General features: G+C 37.7%; 27 protein-coding genes and 1 pseudogene. 23 read left to right on the forward strand and 5 right to left on the reverse strand.

Annotated features, from left to right (window positions below; all coding sequences use genetic code 11):
• The first annotated feature begins 370 nt into the window (after window positions 1-370).
• From C8270_RS13270 to C8270_RS13290, 5 genes are all read left to right on the forward strand, one after another.
• Window positions 371-550, forward strand: a complete 180-nt coding sequence (locus C8270_RS13270; RefSeq protein WP_234028567.1) for a GrpB family protein — start codon at window positions 371-373, stop codon at window positions 548-550.
• A 76-nt stretch (window positions 551-626) separates the two neighbouring features.
• Window positions 627-1,634, forward strand: coding sequence for a hypothetical protein (locus tag C8270_RS13275; protein ID WP_158701720.1), 1,008 nt, complete (start codon window positions 627-629; stop codon window positions 1,632-1,634).
• Between the two features lie 106 nt (window positions 1,635-1,740).
• Window positions 1,741-1,968: a hypothetical protein gene (locus C8270_RS13280; RefSeq protein WP_106497288.1), complete on the forward strand. Its 228-nt coding sequence runs from the start codon at window positions 1,741-1,743 to the stop codon at window positions 1,966-1,968.
• A 554-nt stretch (window positions 1,969-2,522) separates the two neighbouring features.
• A complete protein-coding gene (locus tag C8270_RS13285) occupies window positions 2,523-2,813 on the forward strand; it encodes an AbrB/MazE/SpoVT family DNA-binding domain-containing protein (protein ID WP_106497289.1) in 291 nt (96 codons plus the stop codon).
• A 4-nt stretch (window positions 2,814-2,817) separates the two neighbouring features.
• Window positions 2,818-3,210, forward strand: a complete 393-nt coding sequence (locus tag C8270_RS13290) for a type II toxin-antitoxin system death-on-curing family toxin (protein WP_106497290.1) — start codon at window positions 2,818-2,820, stop codon at window positions 3,208-3,210.
• 6 nt (window positions 3,211-3,216) lie between these two features.
• On the opposite strand, the gene C8270_RS20030 is transcribed toward C8270_RS13290, so the two are convergent.
• Window positions 3,217-3,387, reverse strand: a complete 171-nt coding sequence (locus C8270_RS20030; RefSeq protein ID WP_158701721.1) for a hypothetical protein — start codon at window positions 3,385-3,387, stop codon at window positions 3,217-3,219.
• A gap of 122 nt (window positions 3,388-3,509) precedes the next feature.
• Here C8270_RS20030 and C8270_RS13295 point away from each other — a divergent pair, with 122 nt between their 5' ends.
• The gene (locus C8270_RS13295; RefSeq protein WP_106497291.1) at window positions 3,510-3,854 is read left to right on the forward strand and encodes a DUF6176 family protein; all 345 of its coding nucleotides are present in this window, start codon (window positions 3,510-3,512) and stop codon (window positions 3,852-3,854) included.
• Window positions 3,855-3,905: 51 nt separating this feature from the next.
• Here C8270_RS13295 and C8270_RS20035 read toward each other — a convergent pair whose 3' ends face one another.
• Window positions 3,906-4,067 (reverse strand): hypothetical protein, encoded by a 162-nt coding sequence (locus C8270_RS20035; RefSeq protein ID WP_158701722.1) that lies wholly within the window; start codon window positions 4,065-4,067, stop codon window positions 3,906-3,908.
• Window positions 4,068-4,207: 140 nt separating this feature from the next.
• Between C8270_RS20035 and C8270_RS13300 the strand changes: the two genes are divergently transcribed.
• Entirely contained in the window at window positions 4,208-4,417 is a 210-nt protein-coding gene (locus tag C8270_RS13300; RefSeq protein ID WP_106497292.1) for a hypothetical protein, read from the forward strand.
• Window positions 4,418-4,525: 108 nt separating this feature from the next.
• Here C8270_RS13300 and C8270_RS13305 read toward each other — a convergent pair whose 3' ends face one another.
• Window positions 4,526-6,601: a catalase gene (locus C8270_RS13305; protein ID WP_442785806.1), complete on the reverse strand. Its 2,076-nt coding sequence runs from the start codon at window positions 6,599-6,601 to the stop codon at window positions 4,526-4,528.
• An 87-nt stretch (window positions 6,602-6,688) separates the two neighbouring features.
• Window positions 6,689-7,024, reverse strand: a complete 336-nt coding sequence (locus C8270_RS20040; RefSeq protein ID WP_158701723.1) for a hypothetical protein — start codon at window positions 7,022-7,024, stop codon at window positions 6,689-6,691.
• Window positions 7,025-7,265: 241 nt separating this feature from the next.
• Between C8270_RS20040 and C8270_RS13310 the strand changes: the two genes are divergently transcribed.
• The 16 genes and pseudogenes from C8270_RS13310 to C8270_RS13385 all read left to right on the forward strand — a co-directional run bounded on the left by C8270_RS13310 (window position 7,266) and on the right by C8270_RS13385 (window position 19,495).
• Window positions 7,266-7,451, forward strand: a complete 186-nt coding sequence (locus C8270_RS13310; protein WP_106497294.1) for a helix-turn-helix domain-containing protein — start codon at window positions 7,266-7,268, stop codon at window positions 7,449-7,451.
• Window positions 7,452-7,544: 93 nt separating this feature from the next.
• Window positions 7,545-8,540: a DnaD domain-containing protein gene (locus C8270_RS13315; protein ID WP_106497295.1), complete on the forward strand. Its 996-nt coding sequence runs from the start codon at window positions 7,545-7,547 to the stop codon at window positions 8,538-8,540.
• On the forward strand, window positions 8,537-8,866 hold the full coding sequence (locus C8270_RS13320; RefSeq protein WP_106497296.1) for a replicative helicase loader/inhibitor: 330 nt from the start codon (window positions 8,537-8,539) through the stop codon (window positions 8,864-8,866). The genes C8270_RS13315 and C8270_RS13320 overlap by 4 nt, the downstream gene beginning before the upstream one ends.
• On the forward strand, window positions 8,859-10,136 hold the full coding sequence (gene dnaB, locus C8270_RS13325) for a replicative DNA helicase (RefSeq protein WP_106497297.1): 1,278 nt from the start codon (window positions 8,859-8,861) through the stop codon (window positions 10,134-10,136). Before C8270_RS13320 ends, dnaB begins: the two co-directional genes overlap by 8 nt.
• A gap of 127 nt (window positions 10,137-10,263) precedes the next feature.
• Window positions 10,264-11,472, forward strand: a complete 1,209-nt coding sequence (locus C8270_RS13330; protein WP_106497298.1) for an MFS transporter — start codon at window positions 10,264-10,266, stop codon at window positions 11,470-11,472.
• A 118-nt stretch (window positions 11,473-11,590) separates the two neighbouring features.
• Window positions 11,591-11,992, forward strand: a complete 402-nt coding sequence (locus C8270_RS13335; protein ID WP_106497299.1) for a DUF3888 domain-containing protein — start codon at window positions 11,591-11,593, stop codon at window positions 11,990-11,992.
• Between the two features lie 111 nt (window positions 11,993-12,103).
• Complete coding sequence (locus C8270_RS13340) at window positions 12,104-12,361, forward strand: hypothetical protein (protein ID WP_106497300.1); 258 nt, start codon at window positions 12,104-12,106, stop codon at window positions 12,359-12,361.
• A gap of 52 nt (window positions 12,362-12,413) precedes the next feature.
• Window positions 12,414-12,641, forward strand: coding sequence for a hypothetical protein (locus C8270_RS13345; protein ID WP_106497301.1), 228 nt, complete (start codon window positions 12,414-12,416; stop codon window positions 12,639-12,641).
• A gap of 88 nt (window positions 12,642-12,729) precedes the next feature.
• Window positions 12,730-13,188 (forward strand): ASCH domain-containing protein, encoded by a 459-nt coding sequence (locus tag C8270_RS13350; protein WP_106497302.1) that lies wholly within the window; start codon window positions 12,730-12,732, stop codon window positions 13,186-13,188.
• A gap of 70 nt (window positions 13,189-13,258) precedes the next feature.
• The gene (locus tag C8270_RS13355) at window positions 13,259-13,489 is read left to right on the forward strand and encodes a hypothetical protein (RefSeq protein WP_106497303.1); all 231 of its coding nucleotides are present in this window, start codon (window positions 13,259-13,261) and stop codon (window positions 13,487-13,489) included.
• Between the two features lie 351 nt (window positions 13,490-13,840).
• Complete coding sequence (locus tag C8270_RS13360; RefSeq protein ID WP_106497304.1) at window positions 13,841-14,134, forward strand: hypothetical protein; 294 nt, start codon at window positions 13,841-13,843, stop codon at window positions 14,132-14,134.
• A gap of 185 nt (window positions 14,135-14,319) precedes the next feature.
• On the forward strand, window positions 14,320-14,964 hold the full coding sequence (locus tag C8270_RS13365) for a hypothetical protein (RefSeq protein WP_106497305.1): 645 nt from the start codon (window positions 14,320-14,322) through the stop codon (window positions 14,962-14,964).
• 125 nt (window positions 14,965-15,089) lie between these two features.
• Window positions 15,090-15,730, forward strand: a pseudogene (locus tag C8270_RS13370) (FMN-dependent NADH-azoreductase).
• 741 nt (window positions 15,731-16,471) lie between these two features.
• On the forward strand, window positions 16,472-16,993 hold the full coding sequence (locus tag C8270_RS13375) for a GNAT family N-acetyltransferase (RefSeq protein WP_106497306.1): 522 nt from the start codon (window positions 16,472-16,474) through the stop codon (window positions 16,991-16,993).
• 1,110 nt (window positions 16,994-18,103) lie between these two features.
• Window positions 18,104-18,754, forward strand: a complete 651-nt coding sequence (locus C8270_RS13380; RefSeq protein WP_106497307.1) for a hypothetical protein — start codon at window positions 18,104-18,106, stop codon at window positions 18,752-18,754.
• A 411-nt stretch (window positions 18,755-19,165) separates the two neighbouring features.
• Window positions 19,166-19,495: a hypothetical protein gene (locus C8270_RS13385; RefSeq protein ID WP_106498542.1), complete on the forward strand. Its 330-nt coding sequence runs from the start codon at window positions 19,166-19,168 to the stop codon at window positions 19,493-19,495.
• Between the two features lie 70 nt (window positions 19,496-19,565).
• Here the strand turns inward: C8270_RS13385 and C8270_RS13390 are convergent, their stop codons facing one another.
• On the reverse strand, window positions 19,566-20,765 hold the full coding sequence (locus tag C8270_RS13390; RefSeq protein ID WP_106497308.1) for a CynX/NimT family MFS transporter: 1,200 nt from the start codon (window positions 20,763-20,765) through the stop codon (window positions 19,566-19,568).
• Between the last annotated feature and the right edge of the window lie 77 nt (window positions 20,766-20,842).

Consider the following 20,842-nt stretch of genomic DNA (forward strand, 5'->3'; position numbering starts at 1 on the left):
GAGGGATTTCGTGTAACTGAAGGATTCGAAGCTGGGAATTATTATATTGTTCATCACTATTTTTCAGGTTGGTTTTATTTATTCCCAATTGCATTATTTACTGTAAGCGGAGTTTTATTTATACTTTGGATGTTATTTCAAATTAAGTATGCTTACACCAGCAACAATTTAAAACTAAAACCTTTAATTAAGTGAGTTATCTTTTCTCCAAATGTGTTGGCGGTGCTTTAGATAGTATCGCCTTTTTATTTGATTAACGTAAAAGATTGTGAAATATTGTACTCAAACTATTGGGTAGCGTTTGTTCAAAAGAGGCAATTGCTTCTTGTGTTAAAGAGGGAGTTTAGTGAAATAGGCTGATAGGGGGATTTTGTCCGAAGCAGTTATTCAGCACGTAGGAAGCACGACTATACCAAATAGTATTACAAAGGGTGATTTAGACATTCAAGTCAGGGTTAAAGCCCATCTTTTTCCTAATGCTGTTCAGGAACTCTCAAAGTTATATGAGCTAAACGAGGGCAGCGTAAAAACCGAAGAATTCAGAGCCTGATACGTTTATTAGACATAAAACATGCGTTCGTATATAATGAAGATGATTCATCAATTTGAAAGGATGTGGTAAAATGATGGCACAAGAAGCAGTTCTGGAGAAACCGGCTAATTACCAGGTGAAAAGGCCGGATTATGATGCTCTCTGGAAGAAGTTGATTGAAGAATTATTTGAGGAGTTTATGCTATTTTTTGCAGCAGATTTATATGAGCAAATTGACTTTTCCAAAATGCCGGATTTTCTTAAGCAGGAACTGTACAAAGAAATTATTCAGGAAAAGAAAGGCCGAATGATTGCCGATCAAATAGTGAAAGTGTATTTGAAAAGCGGTGAAGAAAAATGGATATTAGTACATGTGGAAGTCCAAGGTAAAGAGGAAGACGATTTTGGTAAGCGGATGTTTCGCTATTTTTACCGAATTTATGACCGGTTTGACCGGGAAGTCTACGCAATTGCACTTTTAACGGAACAACAAGCGCAAAATCAGACGAATGGATTTCACTATAATTTTTATGGCACCAAAATAGATTACACATATAATATATATCATTTTAAGGAAAGCAATATCGAAAAACTTGAGCAGTCAGCCAACCCATTTGCAGCTGCTGTCATCGCAGGCATTTATGCTAATAAATCAAAAACAAATGCATCTAAACGTTATACGTTCAAACGAAAATTAATGATCCAAACATTGCAGAAATTCACCTCCCAACAAGAAAAATCTCGCACATACCTATCAGCATTATTTTACTTCATTGATTATTTGCTCCAAGTCCCAAAAGAATACAGTCAGCAATTGAAAAACGATATTATTCCATATTTAGGAAAGGAGGTTGCACAGAAAATGCGTGCAGAAAAAACGGATACATCTCAAACTTTGGCGGAGATATTTGAAGAGATGAAGCGGGAGGGCATAGAGGAAGGGAGAAAGGAAGGGAAAGAGGACGGAAGAAAGGAAGGAAGAAAGGATTCGTTAATTAAGGTTGTTAGGAAACTGGTAAAGAAGGGTTTCACAAATGACGAAATAGCAGAAATCACGGAATTAGGAACTGGGGAAATAGCGGAATTGAGAGAATCATTTTAGCATAAGTGGAAAGGAAACTGATTGGCTTGATCTTAATTCGTTTCGTTTTCATTATCATGATCGATAATAAATCATCACATATTTAGGAAAGGAGGTTGCACAGAAAATGCGTGCAGAAGAATTGGATTTATCGCCAACATTGTTTGAAGTTTATAAAGAATGGAAGGAAGAAGCGATAAAGGAAGGGAGAGAAGAAGGGAGAAAGGAAGGAAGAAAGGATTCGTTGATTAAGATTGCTAGGAAACTGGTAAAGAAGGGTTTCACAAATGACGAAATAGCAGAAATCACGGAATTAGGAACTGGGGAAATAGCGGAATTAAGAGAATCATTTTAACATAAGTGAAAACGAAACTGATTGGCTTGATGAGTTTCACTTTTAACAAAGATCAAAAAACGGAGGGATGTGAATGACTGTTATAAGTCCGAATGAGGCTTAGTGAATGGATTTATAAAATTTTATTTTGGGGGTTTTTACCCTGAATTGCGTGCTATCGGCCCTTTTTATCTATGTTCCAGGCGTTTGAATCGGCTGGGGTCCGAAAAACTGGCAAAAATGATGAAAGGGAATGAAATCATAAAACAAATACACATTTGGTTTTTCAGCGATTGGTAAAAGGGGATCAGTGAGGGATTACCTAACGATAAGCTTCACACAATAGGAATAGCTTTTTATTATTTTCTTACTCGAATGCTTATTTAAGGGATGAAATAAAAACAAATATGGATAAGCAAAAGTCTGCAATTGAATGTAGACTTTTTTAATTTGACTTTTTAAGCAAATGGTTTATATAAGCTAAAAATTTAAATTAATTTAACAATTCAATATTGTTATGTTAAGATGTAAGTACATTATAATTCAATAACTTTATTGTACTTACGTTATAACATATGCACCGTATTGTCATTCAAACAAAAATGGATGTGATTATGATGGCGGATAAAAAGACGCGTAAAGTAACACAGATGGGAAATAGTTTAGGAATAGGTTTGCCGAAAGATATTGTTGATGCTTTAAACATCAAACGTGGCGATGAAATCGAATTTGACGTGAAGGACAATCGAATGATTTTAAGCAAAAAGAATCGTTTAGAAGACCAGGTGGATGTTGAAATGATGAAAATGCTTACGGAAACGTTTAAGGAACATCATCGTGTATTTGAAAAGTTAAAAGACAGGTGATGAAATGAATTATTTATTGGCTAAAGATGTAACCTTAATACACTTCATCGTCATGAAAAAATATGGGGAGGAGGGACAAGCTGGAATAAAGGATGAGAGGTTGTTAGAATCGGCGGTTCACCTCCCGCAACAATCTGTTTTAGGGGAGGATGCTTATCCTTCTTTATTTGATAAGGCTGGCGTTTTATTTGAATCATTAGCGGGAAATCATTGTTTTGTTGATGGAAATGCGAAAACGGCAGTTGCGGTGCTTGATATTTTTTTAAAGAAAAACGGGTTTAAACTAAAGCAAAATGATCAAGAAATGAAAGAATTTACAACACTGGTTGCAGAGGGGCAGGTTCCACTACCATATATTGCTAATTGGCTGGTGGAAAATACGGAAAAAGGTATGTAAGTGTTCCTACACAACCCAAGTTAATAGGCAAGCAATTATCAGGCTTTCAACCAGTAATATTAGAAAATTCTTCTTCCCGCTAACTTCTTTATTAGAGGAGTAGGTTCTGAAAATAAAACCGATAATGCCGACAATAATGAAAGCAATTGCAAAGTTTAATCCAAATTCAACGATCATATAATCCCTCCGACTTTTGATGTTAATTAGCTTTCATTTTACCATTTTTTGCATGCCATAACCAATCGCAAAAAAACTAGTTATTGTTTAGATGGTTGAATATATGATGGGGGGTGACATACATGAACGTTGAGTTAACAAGATTTAAAGTGAAAAAAGGTAAATCAGAACGTGTAAATGAATGGGTGAAGTTTTTGAATGATCATGCCAAAGATGTTCTTGTAACCTTGGAAGATGAGAAGATGTACGTAGAGACTATTTTTAGAGAACATCTAAATGGGGATGAGTTTCTATATTGGTATTCCGTACAAGGTGAAGGCGGGCAGGAAGTAGAGCAATCAGAGCATTGGGTTGATCAGAGGCATTTAGAATTTTGGGATGAGTGTATTGACGAAACTTACCTGCCAATTGATTTAAAAACAGAAGTCGTTATGATTCCTGAAAAGGTAAGAAAAAGTATGGGGTAAAATTTTAACCGGCACAATGAAATGAGACCTCGTCAAGTGAGGTCTCATTCATTATTTATTATGATTTCCTTTCTTCACGGCATTCTGCATGGATCGTCTATTTTCCAAACCTTTATCACTAAATGCATTATCACTATTCAAGCGATTTTCAACTGGTCCACCGTCTAAATTGTCATTATCTCTAGCTGATTTATCTGCGTTGTTATTTTCCATTGTTTTCACTCCTAGATTATATCCATATCTTTATTATTTCAAATCGCAAAATTTCTATACTTTTGTGGCAAAGTCAGTCACTCTTTACCAATTATATTCTCAAACACTTCGGTTACATTATTAGTAGGAGGTGTTTGAAAATGGCAAAGGATAAAGAAAAAAATCAGGAAAATATTAATGTTGAACTCGGTGGCATGGGTCTTTATGGAACGACATCAAACATGGAAATTGCAGGATATGAGACTTCTGGCGATATTGAAAATGCCGGAAAATTGGATAAAGGTTTCAAAAAGGGAGAAGGCCATCGTGGTGCAACCGCATCATGGAAAGGGAAGCACCAAAGGGATTAATATTGGCTGGAAAATTTGCAGATTGAGGGTAGGTGACAATATTGCCTCAATCAATTGAATACGAAAGCAGAAAATACCGTTGAAACGTTATTTTCTGCTTTATTTTAATTATTGTCTATTCCAAAAGCGTTGCTGGGCAATAGCAGCGACAAAATCTTTCCCGAAGTCAGCATTGTTTCCGGCAAAGACTACACCGGCTAAATTATTTTCCGCTGATGACTGAATAAAGGACTGCCCGGTCGTAGCAACACCAATTGGTTTAAAATGTTTATATGCTACTTTTGTGTAATACATAACGTCTTGAAGGAATTTTGCTTCATTTTTAGAACTTCCACCAACAATATAAAGCGAGTCAAGCAGGTAAGGACTAGTTGTCAGGAATGTCTGGTCAACTTCAATCGTTGTACCATCCGCTCCTGTAACCGTACCAAGCGTTTCACTTACAATATCTATAAATACCCCGCATTGCTGCAAGTAGTTAAGCACATTTGTCACTTCTTGACCGTTAAAGCCATTGCCAATAAGTACACCTACTTTTTGTGTATATGCGTAATTCGGTGAACTGAATATGCTAAGAGAAGGATAACTTGTTGAAACAGGAACATTCGTCCCGCTTGGGCGGTCTACACCAACATTATCAGCAACAATACATGCCATCTCTTTATCAACGTTGACAAGCAGATTAACAGCTTGCTGACGAACAGATTCGCTTTTACATCTCCCAAGCTGATAGCTAAGTGATTCAATCAAATGCTGCTTTTCAACTGGTGTCATGCTATTCCAAAATATCCTTGGTTGGGAAAAGTAATCTTTGAACGATTCACTTCGGTTCCGAATTGTGTGTCCATCTACTTTCTTTGGATAATGCTCATATCCCCCTTCTTCCGGAGGCGTTGTGTAGGGCGTATTATTTGCCAGCGAATTTTTGTGATACCATACCTTATCGACATCGATTGAAAAGGTATTACCTCCTCTACGCTGGTTATTATGAAACGGACAGATCGGTTTATTGATCGGTAATTCCTGATAATTCGGACCAAGCCGATGATAGTGTGCAGGTAGGTATGCAGCTAATCTTCCTTGCAGGACGGGATCATTGGAAAAATCAATGCCCGGAACAACATTTCCAGGGCTAACGGCCGATTGCTCCGTTTCCGCAAAGTAATTATCCACATTTCGATTCAATGTCAACTTGCCAATAAGCTGAACAGGGACAACCTCTTCCGGCCAAAACTTTGCAGGATCGAGAGGATCAAAGTCGTATTTGAATTCATCTTCCATCGCAATCAACTGGACACCTAATTCATATTCCGGATAAGCCCCACGGTCAATGGCATCGTGCAGATCTCGCCGGTGGTAATCCGGATCGATGCCACCGATTTTCTGAGCCTCATCCATAAGCATTGCATGTTCTCCAAGAACAGGTTTCCAAACAAACCTTACAAAAGTTGCTTTCTCTTCTTCATTGACAAACAGGTACGTATTAATTGACCACGATGCCATCATTCGATAGTTTTTTATAACGCCCCGGTCAGACATAATCCATAGGGTCTGATGGATCGATTCCGGATTGTTGGCGACATAATCCCAAAACGTGTCGTGTGCGCCAGTAGCTGTAGGCATATCATCACGTATATTATTGAAATACGCATGCATCGCATCCGGGAACTTCATCGCGTCTTGATTAATAAGCACAGGATTATTAATCGTTGTCAGATCATAATTTCCCTCTTCTGTGTAGAACTTAGCGCCCCAGCAGCGCATATCCCTTGCCGTATCCTTTGATCCAGCTCTCCCTTGTACGGTAGAAAATCGGTTAAATACAGGAGTCTTTTTTCCAGCTTCCTGTAAAAATCCCGCTTTTGTCACATGCCTCATGGACTGATAGCATTCAAACTCCCCATGCGCTCCGTAACCTCTTGGGTGTACGACTCTTTGCGGTATCTCTTCTTTTACAAAGTGGGTCATTTTTTCAAAATATTGATGGTCTTCATGTAATGTCGGGCCGCGTACACCCGCTTTTAATTGGTTTTGATCGTCTGATATTTTTCTCCCTTGATTGGTCGTCATTGGTTTTCCAGTGTTTACTTTACGGTACTGATCCAGTTGTTCTTGTTTGGGGTTTTTATTAACAGGCTTCTGGTTTCTTGATGACTTATCATCCATGCAATCACCTATCCTCATCAGTTATTTAATTCCACCTATAATGTATGCTTCGATGCTTGTGTATATTCAACCTTGGGCGATTTTTAATAAACATAGGGAAGGGGATTAAAATGTTGATGACATTGATAAGTTGATGTTTCTTCTCACGGGTTGATGTTTTCGCGTACGGGTTGATGTTTTTGCATACGGGTCGATGTTTTCATGCACGGGTCGATGTTTCTTCGTACGGGTTGATGTTCTCGCATACGGGTTGATGTTTTCGCGCACGGGTTGATGTTCTCGCATACGGGTTGATGTTTTCGCGCACGGGTTGATGTTTTCGCGTACGGGTTGATGTTTTCGCGTACGGGTTGATATTCTCGCGCACGGGTTGATGTTTCCTCGTACGGGTTGATGTTTTCGCGCACGGGTTGATGTTCTCGCGTACGGGTTGATGCTCATCGCACGGCTCGGGAACTAAATTGATAAAATTGTGCTGTCTCCGATAATTGCACTTTCTACGCGGTTTGTTCCATTTCCCAGCAACCAACCAAAAAATTATCAAATCCATGCCACCTAATCACGATGACATACGATTGTAACGGTGAAAGGAGAAATAAATCGGATTCAATCGGAAGTTTTTTCTGCTGGATAATTCGATTTCTTTTTACTATAAGCAGTGTTGAAAGGGGGAGAGAGGGTTATGCAATGTCACACATTATCGGTTAAGGAAGTAGCACGTTATTTGGGAGTTCATACGGATACGATCTACACCATGGTAAAACTTAAGCAAATTCCGCACGTGAAATTGCGAAATCGTATTTTGTTTACGCAAGAGACAATTGACGAATGGATGCAGGGTCAAGCAAGGGAAAATATAGACAACTGACATAACAGACAGTTCACCTCCACATTTGATCAAACAGTGGGGGTACTCGTCCGTTAGTCGAAAAAAATCTACTACCTGAAAGGATTGTTTTTCATGAATTACTTGAAGGAACTCAAAGCATTTAAGGATTGGCTATTAGTGAATGATCTGCCGGCACATGCGATTGTTTTATGGTATACATTAATGGCACTTAATAATTCCGTTGGCTGGAAACCACATTTTAATGCACCTAATTCAGTGGTGGGAAAACTTTCTGGATTAAGTAAAAGTCGTCTGCATGAAGCCAGAAAGCGTCTGATTGAAGCAAATTTTATTACGTGTGAAAACGGCAAAAAGGGTAAGGCGCCTGTTTATAACATGATTTCGCTGCTTCAGCGTGATGATCAATCGATGGGCTCGTCACGATACCAATATCGGGATCCATCAACGGACCGATTGCAGGATCAATTCCGGGAAGAATCACAAAACCAATCACAAAATGCATCATCAGACCAATCACAGTACAAATTACAGAACGAACCAGATCCCCAGTATCGAAATCAATCTGGGGAACCGTCTAGTAAGCCATTACAAAATCAATCGCAACACCAGTCACAAGAGCATGTTGCACCCAAAGCAGGCGAATCCCAGGACGAATCCCAGAACCAATCGGATGATCCATTTTGTGACCAATCAGGGTACCAATCCCAGGATAAATCACAGCATCCATCCAGGACCATACCTAAACAGAAACAAAGAGAAGAAAGAAGAGGAGATCCGCACGTTGAAAATCCATTTGCCTTGTATCAAAAATATTTTGGCACGCTTCATCCATCGTCAAAAAAAGCTTTTACGGACTGGTGTGATAAGCTTGGTAACGATATGATGATCGCAGCCATTAAGCATGCGGTAAAGCACGGGGGTCGATCATTTCGTTACATCGAGAAAATTTTGCAAGAATGGACAGATGCAAATTTACATACGGTTGCCGATGTTGAAAAATATGTTAGTAGAAAGTCATCTTGGAAGGGTGCAGCTTCTTTCCAAGATCAAATTAAAGCAAACAATAAAGCGGTAATTGCTGAATTACGGGAGGAGGGGTGGGCATGAATCATCATGAAGCAATGGACGTCTTAGAAACAATTACCCAACTATATCCGAAAAGTGAGTTAACGAAGAAGAAAGCACAGATGATCATACCTCAATTTAAACAAATGGATTACCAGCGTGTGATGGATCGACTGAAACAACATGTCGCAACATCCCCTCATCCACCAACCGTTGCTGAAATTGCTGACTATCCACCAGAAAAAAATGAGGCGTTATCCAAAATTCGGGAATGGCAGCATGAAGCTTCCAGGGTGCCAAAAGCGACAAAAATGAGGTTTCAGGAGCAATTACGTAAATTGATTATGGAGAAATCATATGATGACTAATACGAACATGGAGGCTGAGGCGGCGATTCTTGGAGCTGTTTTGTATGATGGAACTGTTTTTAAGGAGTTAACCGTACAGGAAGAACATTTCCATTTTGCCAAACATAAAAAAATCTATCGTGCGATGAAGAAAGCATCTGAGCAAGATGATTTAGTCGACATGGTTATGGTGACAACGTATCTAGGGAAAGACATTGACGAAGTTGGGGGAACAACCTATTTGCTGCAGATGGCGGAATCTGTGCCAAGTATGGAGGGATTGCAGCATTATGAGCGACTGGTGTTTGATTCCTACCGAGCTAGAGAATCTAGTAAACATGCATTCGCGTATGCCGAGAATCCAACCGATCAACGTTTGGATGTGTTGATCAACAGTTTGCAAACGTATCGAGATGCTGGTGTTGTAAAAATGGAAAAAACAACAAGTGATTATTTGATTGAAATCACCGAAGCAATGTGTGATCCACAGTCTGAGCAATCAGGTTTCATTACAGCCTTTGATGAATTTGATGAAATGACTGGTGGATTGCAGCGTGGGGAATTAATCATTGTCGCAGCACGGCCCTCTGTTGGTAAAACCGCATTTGCCTTGAATCTAGCAGCAAATCATTGCAAAAATGGTGGATCGTCTATCATGTTTAGTTTGGAAATGGTGACAAAACAATTACTACAGCGACTCATTTCCGCTGGGGGAACACTTGATGGCCAAAAATGGCGCAGCATGGCTTTTTCCGAACAGGATTATGAACGAGCTATCCGAGCAGTAGGTGATATTTCCAACTGGGAGTTAACGATTTTTGACCAAAAACGGACGATCACTGAAATTCGTTCCGCTATAAGAAAAACTGCGCTGGATCGCCCGGAGGAAAAACATGTGGCGTTCATTGATTATTTACAGTTAATCGCTCCTGGTGGCAAAAAAGAACGACGCGACTTAGAAATTGGGGAAATCACTAGGGAATTAAAGCTACTGGCGATGGAATTAAACATACCGATCGTCTTGCTTTCCCAGTTATCACGTGGTGTGGAATCAAGACAAAACAAACGGCCGTTAATGTCTGACCTTCGTGAATCCGGAAACATTGAGCAAGACGCTGATTTGATTGCCTTTCTATATCGTGACGATTATTATGATACAAATTCAGACAGGAAAAACAAAATTGAAGTTATTCTCTCCAAACAGCGTAATGGTCCAACAGGGACAGTGGAACTATTTTTCAATAAAGAATATGGCCGATTTGAGAATACGTATAATAAGGTGATGAATTGAGACGCCTGAGAAAAATTCTTTTAGTGAGCCGGTTTGATTCGTTTTTCATATGTTTATGGTTCTAATGTATGTTTCTACACTTCCCGAAAATACTAGGGGTAAAGTCTGACCTGGAGGAAGTTTGTAGATGGAAGATAAAAAAAAGTGGGATTTAATTTCGATTGCTTCAATTCCGTTAGTTATGACGCTGGGGAATTCGATGCTCATTCCGGTATTGCCTGTAATTGAAAAAAAGCTTGCCATTAGTTCGTTTCAATCCAGCCTAATTATTACGGTCTATTCCATAATTGCAATTGTCCTTATCCCAATTGCCGGGTACCTATCGGATAAATTCGGCAGGAAAAAAATTATTATTCCCAGTTTGATTATTACTGCTGTTGGTGGGCTTGTTAGTGGTCTGTCTGCGATGCTCTTGGATAATTCCTATTATTTAATTTTGCTAGGCAGATTTATCCAAGGGATCGGTGCATCAGGAACTTTCCCGGTAGTTCTTCCATTAATTGGGGATATGTATAAAGATGATCGGAAAGTCAGTACAAGTTTGGGGTTAATTGAAACCTCCAACACATTTGGGAAAGTATTAAGTCCGATCATTGGTGCAGCATTGGCGTTGATCGTCTGGTACGTCCCACTTTTGGCGATACCGGTATTTAGTTTTGCTTCCCTTCTGCTTGTTTTCTTTTTGTTAAAAGCACCAGAGCAACAGGAAGAACCAATTCCGTTTGGGAAATTTATTGCATCGATCAAGGCAATTTTTGCAGAAAAGGGCAGGTGGCTTTATGCGATTTTTGCTATCGGATGCATCTTAATGTACGTCTTGTTTGGGGTATTGTTCCATTTATCGACCTTGCTGGAGGAAACATATAAATTGACCGGTTTGCTTAAAGGTCTAGTCCTGGCAATTCCATTACTTGCTTTATCCATCGCGTCTTATATCACCGGGAAGAACATTGGGCAAAGTAAACCATTAATGAAGTGGCTGACATTTTCGAGTTGTTTATTGCTATCATGTTCTGTTTTTGCCATCAGCTTTTCGGAGCAAATTTACCTATTAATTGGCGGATTAGTTTTCGGTGGAATTGGTATCGGTGTATGCCTTCCATGCCTGGATACATTTATTACAGGTGGCATCGAAAAAGAACAGCGAGGGACAGTCAGTTCGATTTACAGTAGCATGCGGTTTATCGGTGTTGCGCTAGGGCCGCCATTGTTTGCTATTATTATAAAATCGTCCCATCAAATCCTCTTTTTATCGACTGCAGCGGTGTGTGTGGTCGCGTCTATTCTGGCGTTGATCGCTATACGACCGAAGAATCATGAGAAGCAAGCGGAATGATGGGGATTAAAACTGATTAAGGGAAATAAATCGCTAGGTGGCGGTTTATTTCCCTTGTTTTTTGGTGTTGCTTTAATGAGCACCATTTAGTTTTAAAACCTATACAGAGGTGGTAACGATGAAAAAATTTATTATAAGTCTTGTCTTAACAGTCATTTTAATAGGCTATCATGTACCAGCTTATTCACAAACAATAAATGAAACTGATACTGAATTATGCGATACACTCCAATATGCACTAATCAATAGCCTGAGGGAGCCAATTGATAAAGCCATAACTGAAATTTATAAAAATGATAAACATGCACCAGAAGGACTTACTTGGGCTTCGTATGACACAAAGATTTTAAAGATAAAGCAGATATATGGAGTAGGTGGGGCATATGAAATCACGTTGAAAGTAAACCCTTATTATCGTGCTCATATTACGTATGGTGAAGATGTAATTGTTGTACGCGCAGATGGTACGTTAATTGATTATGAACATTTAAAAACTTACCCAAGAGTGGACTTTGACTAGCTGATTTTATTTATTTCCATAACCAGGTATAATCTTTCTACTAAAGGGAGGTGAGATATTAAATGAAACTTTCTATAGGAAGAAACGTAAAAATAATAGGAGGGACCAACAATGAAAAGATACATTATTTTTGCTATTAGTTTTATATTGCTATTTTCATTATTCCAAGTTTTATCCGGAATGATCCTGACATTTACATACACTCCAGATATAGCAGAGGCTTGGAAAATGAGCAGTCATTCATCTCAAGAAGTTATTATGAAAGGGAATAGTTCCTTTCTACCTACATTAATTCTTGCCTTTCTTTCTGCTACAATTGCTTATTTTATTTCGAAAAAATTTACAAAAAGCAATAATAGTAGCAAATAATGATCGTATAAGCGAGTAGTACGGGAAATTTAGTTCGAAGGAGAAGATAGCAATGCCAATTCAAGTGATTTTTGTCCTGTTAATTGGGGTCGTATTTATTTATTTTGGGTATTTAATTTTCACTGGTAAAGCACCAACATTACTTGATTTTTTCTTAAAACAGGGTGTTTCCTATAGCGATAAATTATCATCAAGGTTTTTTGGTACAATTATTATAATTATTGGCATTATTATTTTAGTCTTACCTTATATTCTTGGTATTGAGAACATGAATATTTAGGAAGAGGTTCAACAAGACGGATACACAATAAAGATACAAATGTTATAATTTTTACTATCTTTTAAATTTAGAAAGTAGGTTGATATATATGAGTAATAATTCTATTATTCAAATGTGGGAAGACTATCGAAAAAATAATCTAAATGCACCAACGGATTATGAGGCGTGGGCATTTGGTGACTCAAAAGAGATGGCTGATGAACTTGCGGCATTAGTGTTAGAAGGAACGAAAACCGCAACAGCATCAAACTATTCGCTATATGAATTGGATAATGAGGATTTACCGTACGTTGGTCTGCACAATATTATTCTCAATGGGGATGAGGAGGCTGTCGCAATCGTAGAGACGACATCAGTAGAAGTTGTTCCTTTTGATGAAGTTACAGAAGAGCATGCATACTTGGAAGGAGAAGGCGACCGTACATTAGCTTATTGGCGTGACGTTCATGAGACATTTTTCAAAAATGAATGTAAAGATACAAATATAGACTTCCATTATAAGATTCCTGTTGTTTGTGAAAGGTTTAAGCTGCTGTATAAAAAATAATGTATCTGTCAACTTGCGATGGTGTTTTTTAAACAGGGAAATGATCTATATAAAGTAAAGAGGGATAACGGTGGGTAAAACGGATGAAGGGTACAGAAAATTTAAAGTAAGTTTTCATTTTATTATTCTGAGTTTCGCAATAGGTTTGATTATATCAACAATCGTCGGCTTTAACGATATGGAAAGAGCATCGCTTTATTTAATTTTAGGTATTTTGTTTGCCGGTGAAAGTATATTTGGATTGTATAAAAATTTTAACAGGCGGGTAGTAATGCAAGAAGAAAACAGCAACCATTTTTGAAGGCGCTAATTAGGTAAGGAAGGTCCTCGGTGGGATCCTGGAGCGATGAACAAAATTATCACCGAATGATTTTTTGCGGTTTAGTCCTGATATCCCTAAGTTCTAGCATTAGCAGTGGTTATTTTAAAAACAAGCACACCATTGGATACTTATGCCATTTTTAATGGACTTATTCTTATATTCGTTAATAAACAGAAGTGATTTTACTCCTTAAACAAACAGGAGTACCAATCGAATAGTAATCTTTCTTGAGAGTAAGCCGTATGCAGAAAATCTCTAATAATTTACTCTTTTCAAGAAAGATAATAAAACACGGGCAGTAACCATCGATTGTTTTAAGGAGGAATATTGTTGAATAATAAGGTGGTTGAATATGTTTTTGGGAGTGAAAGCAATGCGCTTAAAGGAATGCTTTCGATAGTAATTTATCTTTTTGCTTATATAATTTTAGCAGACTTATACCCAAATTCTAGATACCTAGGAATCCTTCCAACAATCATTGTACTAGGAGTGAGTGTACTTTATTATCTTTTAAAGGTGACTCTTTATCAGAGAAACAGAAGTAATATTATGAACTTGGTGGCTTTATCAACATTATTTATGATCTCCATAATAGTTGCTTTCGTTTGTAACGGGCGCAATTAGTTGTAAAGAAAAATCCCCCGAGTTTAAAGAGAGTTGCCAATTCTGGGGGCCTTTCAATAAACGCTTACCATAAATAAAGCGCCCTATCTTGTGGAAACGGCCCAGATCACAAAGTTCGTACTTGTGGATTCTATCAAGATGAATACAGAAATTCTATTATGTGTAGATGATAGGTGGAATTAACAATGAAAATAAGATTACTCGTAACGATTTTATTTACAACGGCATTCATTCTGATGGCCTGCAATGATGATACTGAACAAAATAAAAACAGTAATCAAGCTGCACAGAGTCATGATAATGCGGAAGAAAACGACTCTACAGACAATCAAGGAGATAAATTGGAGTCCACATCAGAATCAGAGGAACCAGGCACCGACAGTTCTGATGAAACAGCTTCAAAAGAAAATAACGGCTCAAATGATCAATCCAATGTCGAAAAGAGTAATCCATTGTCTGACTATTCTTCTGATGAAATTGAATTTGCTCGCGTTTGGCTACAGCTTGGTGCGAATCAAGCTATAGAAAAATTGTATGCCAAACATATCTCAGCTGGTGAACCACTTAACCCTGATGATGAAACAAGTACGGATTATCCAGAAAATGTTGTCCAATTATCAGGCGCTCGTCTAGTAGATGGAGTGGTGACGTATAGCAGCAATGGAAATGGAACAATAAACGTATATAATGTTCCTAAACGCTGGGACGGTAAGAACCCCGCTGGTGAGGACACCTATAAAAAAATGACGGAGAATACAAAAAAAGTATCCATTGCCCCTGGTGACGATGAAAAGGTTGAAGAATTGATTAAAATACTTGAAATTGATTAGTAGATGATCGGAAAGATGCTTTGGAATTTCTAGTGAATGAAACTCTTAAAACAAATGAATTGATTGTTAATTATCGTTTGCTTATAATTGGTAACTATGTATAAATGAGATGGAGGAATTTTTATATGAATATATTAGTTATAAAAGCTAACAATCGCCCAGCATCAGAGGGGATTTCTAGTAAAATGCATGAAACCTTTATGGAAACGATAAATGATACGTAAAATTTGGATGTGACCACCTATGATATTTTTGCTGAGGACATGCCATACATGGGACAAGATTTATTTAATGCGCTAGGTAAAGTTAAAAGTGGTGAGGCATTAACAGATATAGAACAACGCATTTTAGCTGCAAGGAAAAAAGCGATGGATGCTTTAACTGCTGCAGATCTCGTTGTAGTTGCATTCCCATTATGGAACTTAACGATTCCGGCTAAATTACACACATTCATCGACTATGATATACAGCTGGATTCACCTTCAAATATGATAAAGATGGTAATATGATTAAATTAATGACAGATAATAAAGTAATTTTCCTAAACTCTCGCGGCGGTATTTATTCCATACCAGAAACAGCATCAATGGATATGTCTGTTAATTATATGCGCAATGTATTTGGTGGCATTTTTGGGATGGAAATTCTGGATGAAGTAATCATTGAAGGCCACAATGCAATGCCAGAAAAACGAGATGAAATTGTGGAAGAAGGTTTACGTAAAGTAAAAGAGGTTGCTTCTAAATTAGCTTATCAACCTGCGTAATAGAAAGAGCGTTCATTTACTCTTGACAGCAAGTTTTTTTCTTATAATTTCAGGACAAGGTTTGCAAAAAATTGAAATAAATAAATGGTGTACAAACATTGATTTCGTGCTATAATTAACATAGGAAGATTGTAAATGCATACAATAATAAAGACCGCCCATGCTGGTACATGAAGCGGCCGCAATAGACCGAACCCCGTCAAGAGGGGAAAGGTAGCGAGCGAAAATAATCCCTCACAGACCTGCTAAAGTGCATGAGGGATTATTTTTTATGGTTATTATCAGAAACGATAAACGCCACCAACATCCCGAAAGATATCATCAGCGTTAGTGCACTAACAATGTCCATTGGCAAGCACCTCCCTCCCTGGGAAGTCTCCCAAAGAAGACTAACGGCAGATCGACAGTGCTACCAAACCCCTCATGCGAAGCCAGTCTATTGTATTTTATTATAACATATTGCTTTCATTTATACTGTTATTTTTGTGGAAATACTTACCTTTTTAAGTTAGGCATGACAAATGAACAACATTAGTACAAATCATTGTTCTGTGATTAGCTAATATCAGAGAAAACTGCTCAAGAAAGGGCGCTTTTTCCTAATATTATATGTTATAAAGGATCATTTAAATATTCAACGGATTACTGAACAAACGCACTACATATACAGGGGAGTACTAGCGTAAGGAAAATACAAAGAAGTATGTAAATCCACAAATCACAAAAGGGGACCTAACAAAAATGACACAAGAGATTCAACTACGTGCACTAGAAAAGGATGATTTAGCCTTCTTGCACAAACTGTTTAATAATCCGGACATCATGAATTTTTGGTTCAGTGAATCTTATATGTCACTGGAACTGATGAAGGAAAAGTTTGACAAAAATAAAGATGTTGAGCAGACACGTGAATTTATTCTAACAACCCAAGATCAGGTCAAACTGGGCTTTGTTGGTCTGTATGAAATCGAACAGCGACACAGGAATGCGGAATTTGCTATCATGATCGATCCCGCACATCAAGGAAAGGGTTACGCAGCTACAGCCACCGAATTGGCGATGGACTATGCATTTTCGGTACTTAATCTCCATAAACTTTACTTGATTGTGGCCAAAGCAAATGAAAAGGCCAGTCATATTTATGAAAAAGTCGGCTTTCAAACGGAAGGCGTCATGACTGAGCACTTTTATATCAATGGTGAGTATCATGATTGTATTATGATGAGTGTTTTCCAAAGGGATTATTGGAAGATGAAGTCATAGAAAAAATAAAGCAAGATCCAAACAAGGTTCAGAAGTCATGAAGACTTTCTGAACCTTTCTTTATGCTGACTTCGAAAGCTTCTTTTTGTAAAAGACTGTTTCCTAAAAGATAATTAGAGATTGATGTAGTAATCAAATGGTTTAAATTCGATTAAACAATCAAGTGCTAATCTAGCATATATTTGTGCCCATCATCGCTTTAATGGGCCATATAAGTGAACAATATGTGTTACAACGGATGTAACTTTTTTAATTATTAGTTAAGTGTGTTTATCTTATTGAAAAGGATTGTACAATATGAATGAAAAATATAAAATTTACATGATGCACTAAAAATGGGTATGCCAAATAACCTTCCTTTATTACTCGATCTTATGAAAAAGTCTCGAAATACTAAATGATAAAAATGTGTCAATGGATGACAGTGCCCGTTTCGGATATTGGGCATTTGTGGAATCAAGAAAAGATATCGTAAGCAAGTAGAAGTTATGTTGAAAAAACAATGTGTACAAACATTGATTTCGTGGTATAATTAACATAGAAAGAATATAAGTGCATACATTAATAAAGACCGCCCATGCTGTTACATGGAGCGGCCTCAATAGACCGAACCCCATCAAGAGGGGCTAGGCAGCTTTAGGCAAAAATAATCCCTCAGCGCCGCTGAAACGCATATGAGGGGTTATTTTTTATGGTTTTTGTCAGACATAATAAACGCCACCAACATCCCGAAAGATATCATCAGCGTCAGTGCACTAACAATGTCCATTGGCAAGCACCTCCCTCCCCGGGAAGCCTCCCGACGAAGACTAACGGCAGATCGACAGTGCTACCAAACCCCTCATGCGAAGCCAGTCTATTTTTCTTTATTATAACATATTACTATCATTTATACTGTAGTTAATGCTGAATTTTTTGTCTACTTCAAGCTGGGAATTAATCATGAGAATTCGCTTATACTAAAACTTAGCGAGCTTTTCTGTATGTAATTTCTGAATTTTTTTGAAAGCAACAAAATCATTATGTTAAAATAAATATCACTGAGTGAATTCATTTTCTATCTAAAAAATAACGGATACATATTTAGAATAAGCTATAAGGGGGGATTACATGGGTGTGTTTATGTATATGTTTTTAATTGGTATAGTAATTGGACTTGGTATCTATGCGCTGACATATTTTTTCAACAAATCCATGACCAATAAAAATAGGACGGTCATTGTTTTTGCTAGTGGGATCTTTGTATTTTTAGCAAGCATTATCGTCATTGGCGGTTTTGCGGGTATGCCATTTGGGGTGTTAGCTTTAGGGATGATAACCATCGCAATTTTGTTTCTTGTTTTTGGAAGAAAAGTATTGTGGAGAAAGATTATCTATACTATTGTCATTCTTTTTGTCATTTCAACCATCACATATGACTACCTAAACAATGTTGATTATTGGGTAGTAAAAAAATCGGAACATAACACGAACACATATATGGAAAACCTTCAGCAAAATAGCGATGTCCGGGGATATAAAACAGTTACCATATCTGAAGGAGCCAAAGCTATTATTCTTTCATTGGGTGAAGAAATGGCTGGCAATAGTATCGAAGTATTGGATGTCGAGGAACAAGGATACACGACTCATGTAAAAATAAGGACGTTTTATGATCAATCAACAGAGAAAAATCCAATGATCATGATAGGGTTAGATCGCCTGCAGAAGGAAGTTGTCATCACAGATACGGATGGAACGGTATATGAAGAAGTAGAGTGAATAGTTGGGGGATTCTTTTTCGGAATTGAGTAGAAAATCTACTTGTTACAGCCTTCTAAAATGAAACAGCGAATTACTTTCTAAGAAACCACCATAGTTAAAGAGGTGATTTTAATTAATCGGAAATTAGTGAAACAACAAATCAAAAATTGCACAATTGATGATTTAGAAGCGTGGAGAAATCACGCAGTAAAGTGCAAGGATTATTTTTTGAAGTATCGGAATGAATACGAGATTGAAGAATGTAACTTTATCATTTTTCATATTGATCAACAATTGATGATATGAGGAAACTAAGTAAAAAGCGGGTTAAAGAATTGAAATTCATTGCAAGTTCCTTTGGTTATAGCTTTTCCGAAAACTGGTAACCATGAAAGAACGAGGCTATATGAATTTTTATCAAAGGAGTGGATGACAAAGACAATGGACAAAGAGCATGTTTCTAGTGGAGCAAGGAAAATACGTTATTGTTGGTGGATTCATCTTTTAATTTTTGTTAGTGCACAACTTGCTTTCTTCATTGTTGATAATTATTCCCATTGGGTTATATTCAATCTAAATCCGCTTGGAGAATGGGTTGAGGCTAACCTTAGTTACCTTTGGGATTGGATTCAGCTATACGAATATCAACTGTTTAATTTGGTAACTGTTGTCTGGGGAATTGCTTTAATCATCGATGGAATCATCTCATTTTTTAATGCAATTTTTCACTCTACTAGAGACGACATATCTAAACCCTAGCGTAAAAATTCACCCTAATAAAGCGAGATACATTAGGGTGGGCAAGGAAAACCCGCCCAATGATTGACGGTTACTTAATGGTTACTTGTCTGCCACTGAGCCAACCAGTTATAAGAACAAATATAGAAATAATTAATAATAGAAATAGCGGCGCCGTCCAACTTCCTGTCAAGTCATGTAAGCTACCAAATAATACTGGCCCAAGTGCGGCAAGTAAGTAACCGAATGATTGTGCCATTCCCGATAGTTCTGAGGCGTCATATCCATCCTTTGTTCGTAATGTAAAAAACATCATCGATAAACTAAATCCACTACCACATCCAACTCCTATCATGATAACGGAAATAATGATCAAGCTTGGATGCCCGCTTAGTAAACCGAGTACACCTAAAATAAAAATAATCCCTGTCAAGGCACCCAATACTTTTTGCTTGTTCATTTTATCAGCGATAATTGGCATAACAAATGTTGTAGGGATTAGAGAGAATTGCATCAGTGATAACATCCAACCTGCTTCACTCGGAGAATACCCATTTGCTTGTAATATTTCTGGTAGCCACGTCATCGGTGTATAAAACATAAGTGACTGGAATCCCATAAAAATGGTTACTTGCCAAGCTGTAAAAGAAGTCCACATATTTGTTTTCTTGCTTTTCTTTGTTGAATCAGATGTGGATGTTTCTGTAGAATGATGCAATTGTGGAAACCATAGAATCAGCGCAATTATCACTAATATCGCCCAAGCTCCTAGCGCCCCTTGCCATCCGAAACCACCTATATTTGATAACGGTACACTAAATCCCGATGCTAATCCGCCGAATATATTCATGACAACAGTATAAAGCCCCGTAATGATACCAATTTTCAATGGAAAGCTCATTTTGATAAAACCTGGCAATAATACGTTTCCAAAAGCAATTGCAATTCCTATTAGAGCAGTACCGACAAACAATGTCCCAACACCAGTAATGGAACGAATGATCATTCCAATGAACAGTATGATCATCGATAGGAAAATAGTTTTTTCCATTCCGAAGCGGTTGGCTATTTTAGGTGCAAAAGGAGAAATGAATGCAAAAGCGAGGAGTGGTAACGTAGTAATGATTCCAATTGCTGCATTACTTACTCCTAAACTATCGCGAATTGTGGGAACTAACGAACCGACAGATGTTAAAGGAGCACGTAAATTAGCAGCGAATAACAGTATCGCGGCTAGTAATAAAAACGCCCCCTGCTCTTTCGTTTTTCTTTGCTGTATATCTAACGTCATTTTTTGTGCCTCCACTGTTATTTCAAACCCATTTCATGCATTTATTTAGTTTAACGCAACGATTTTAAAATGCAAAG

This window comes from Lentibacillus sp. Marseille-P4043 (assembly GCF_900258515.1).
GTDB lineage: Bacteria > Bacillota > Bacilli > Bacillales > Amphibacillaceae > Lentibacillus_C.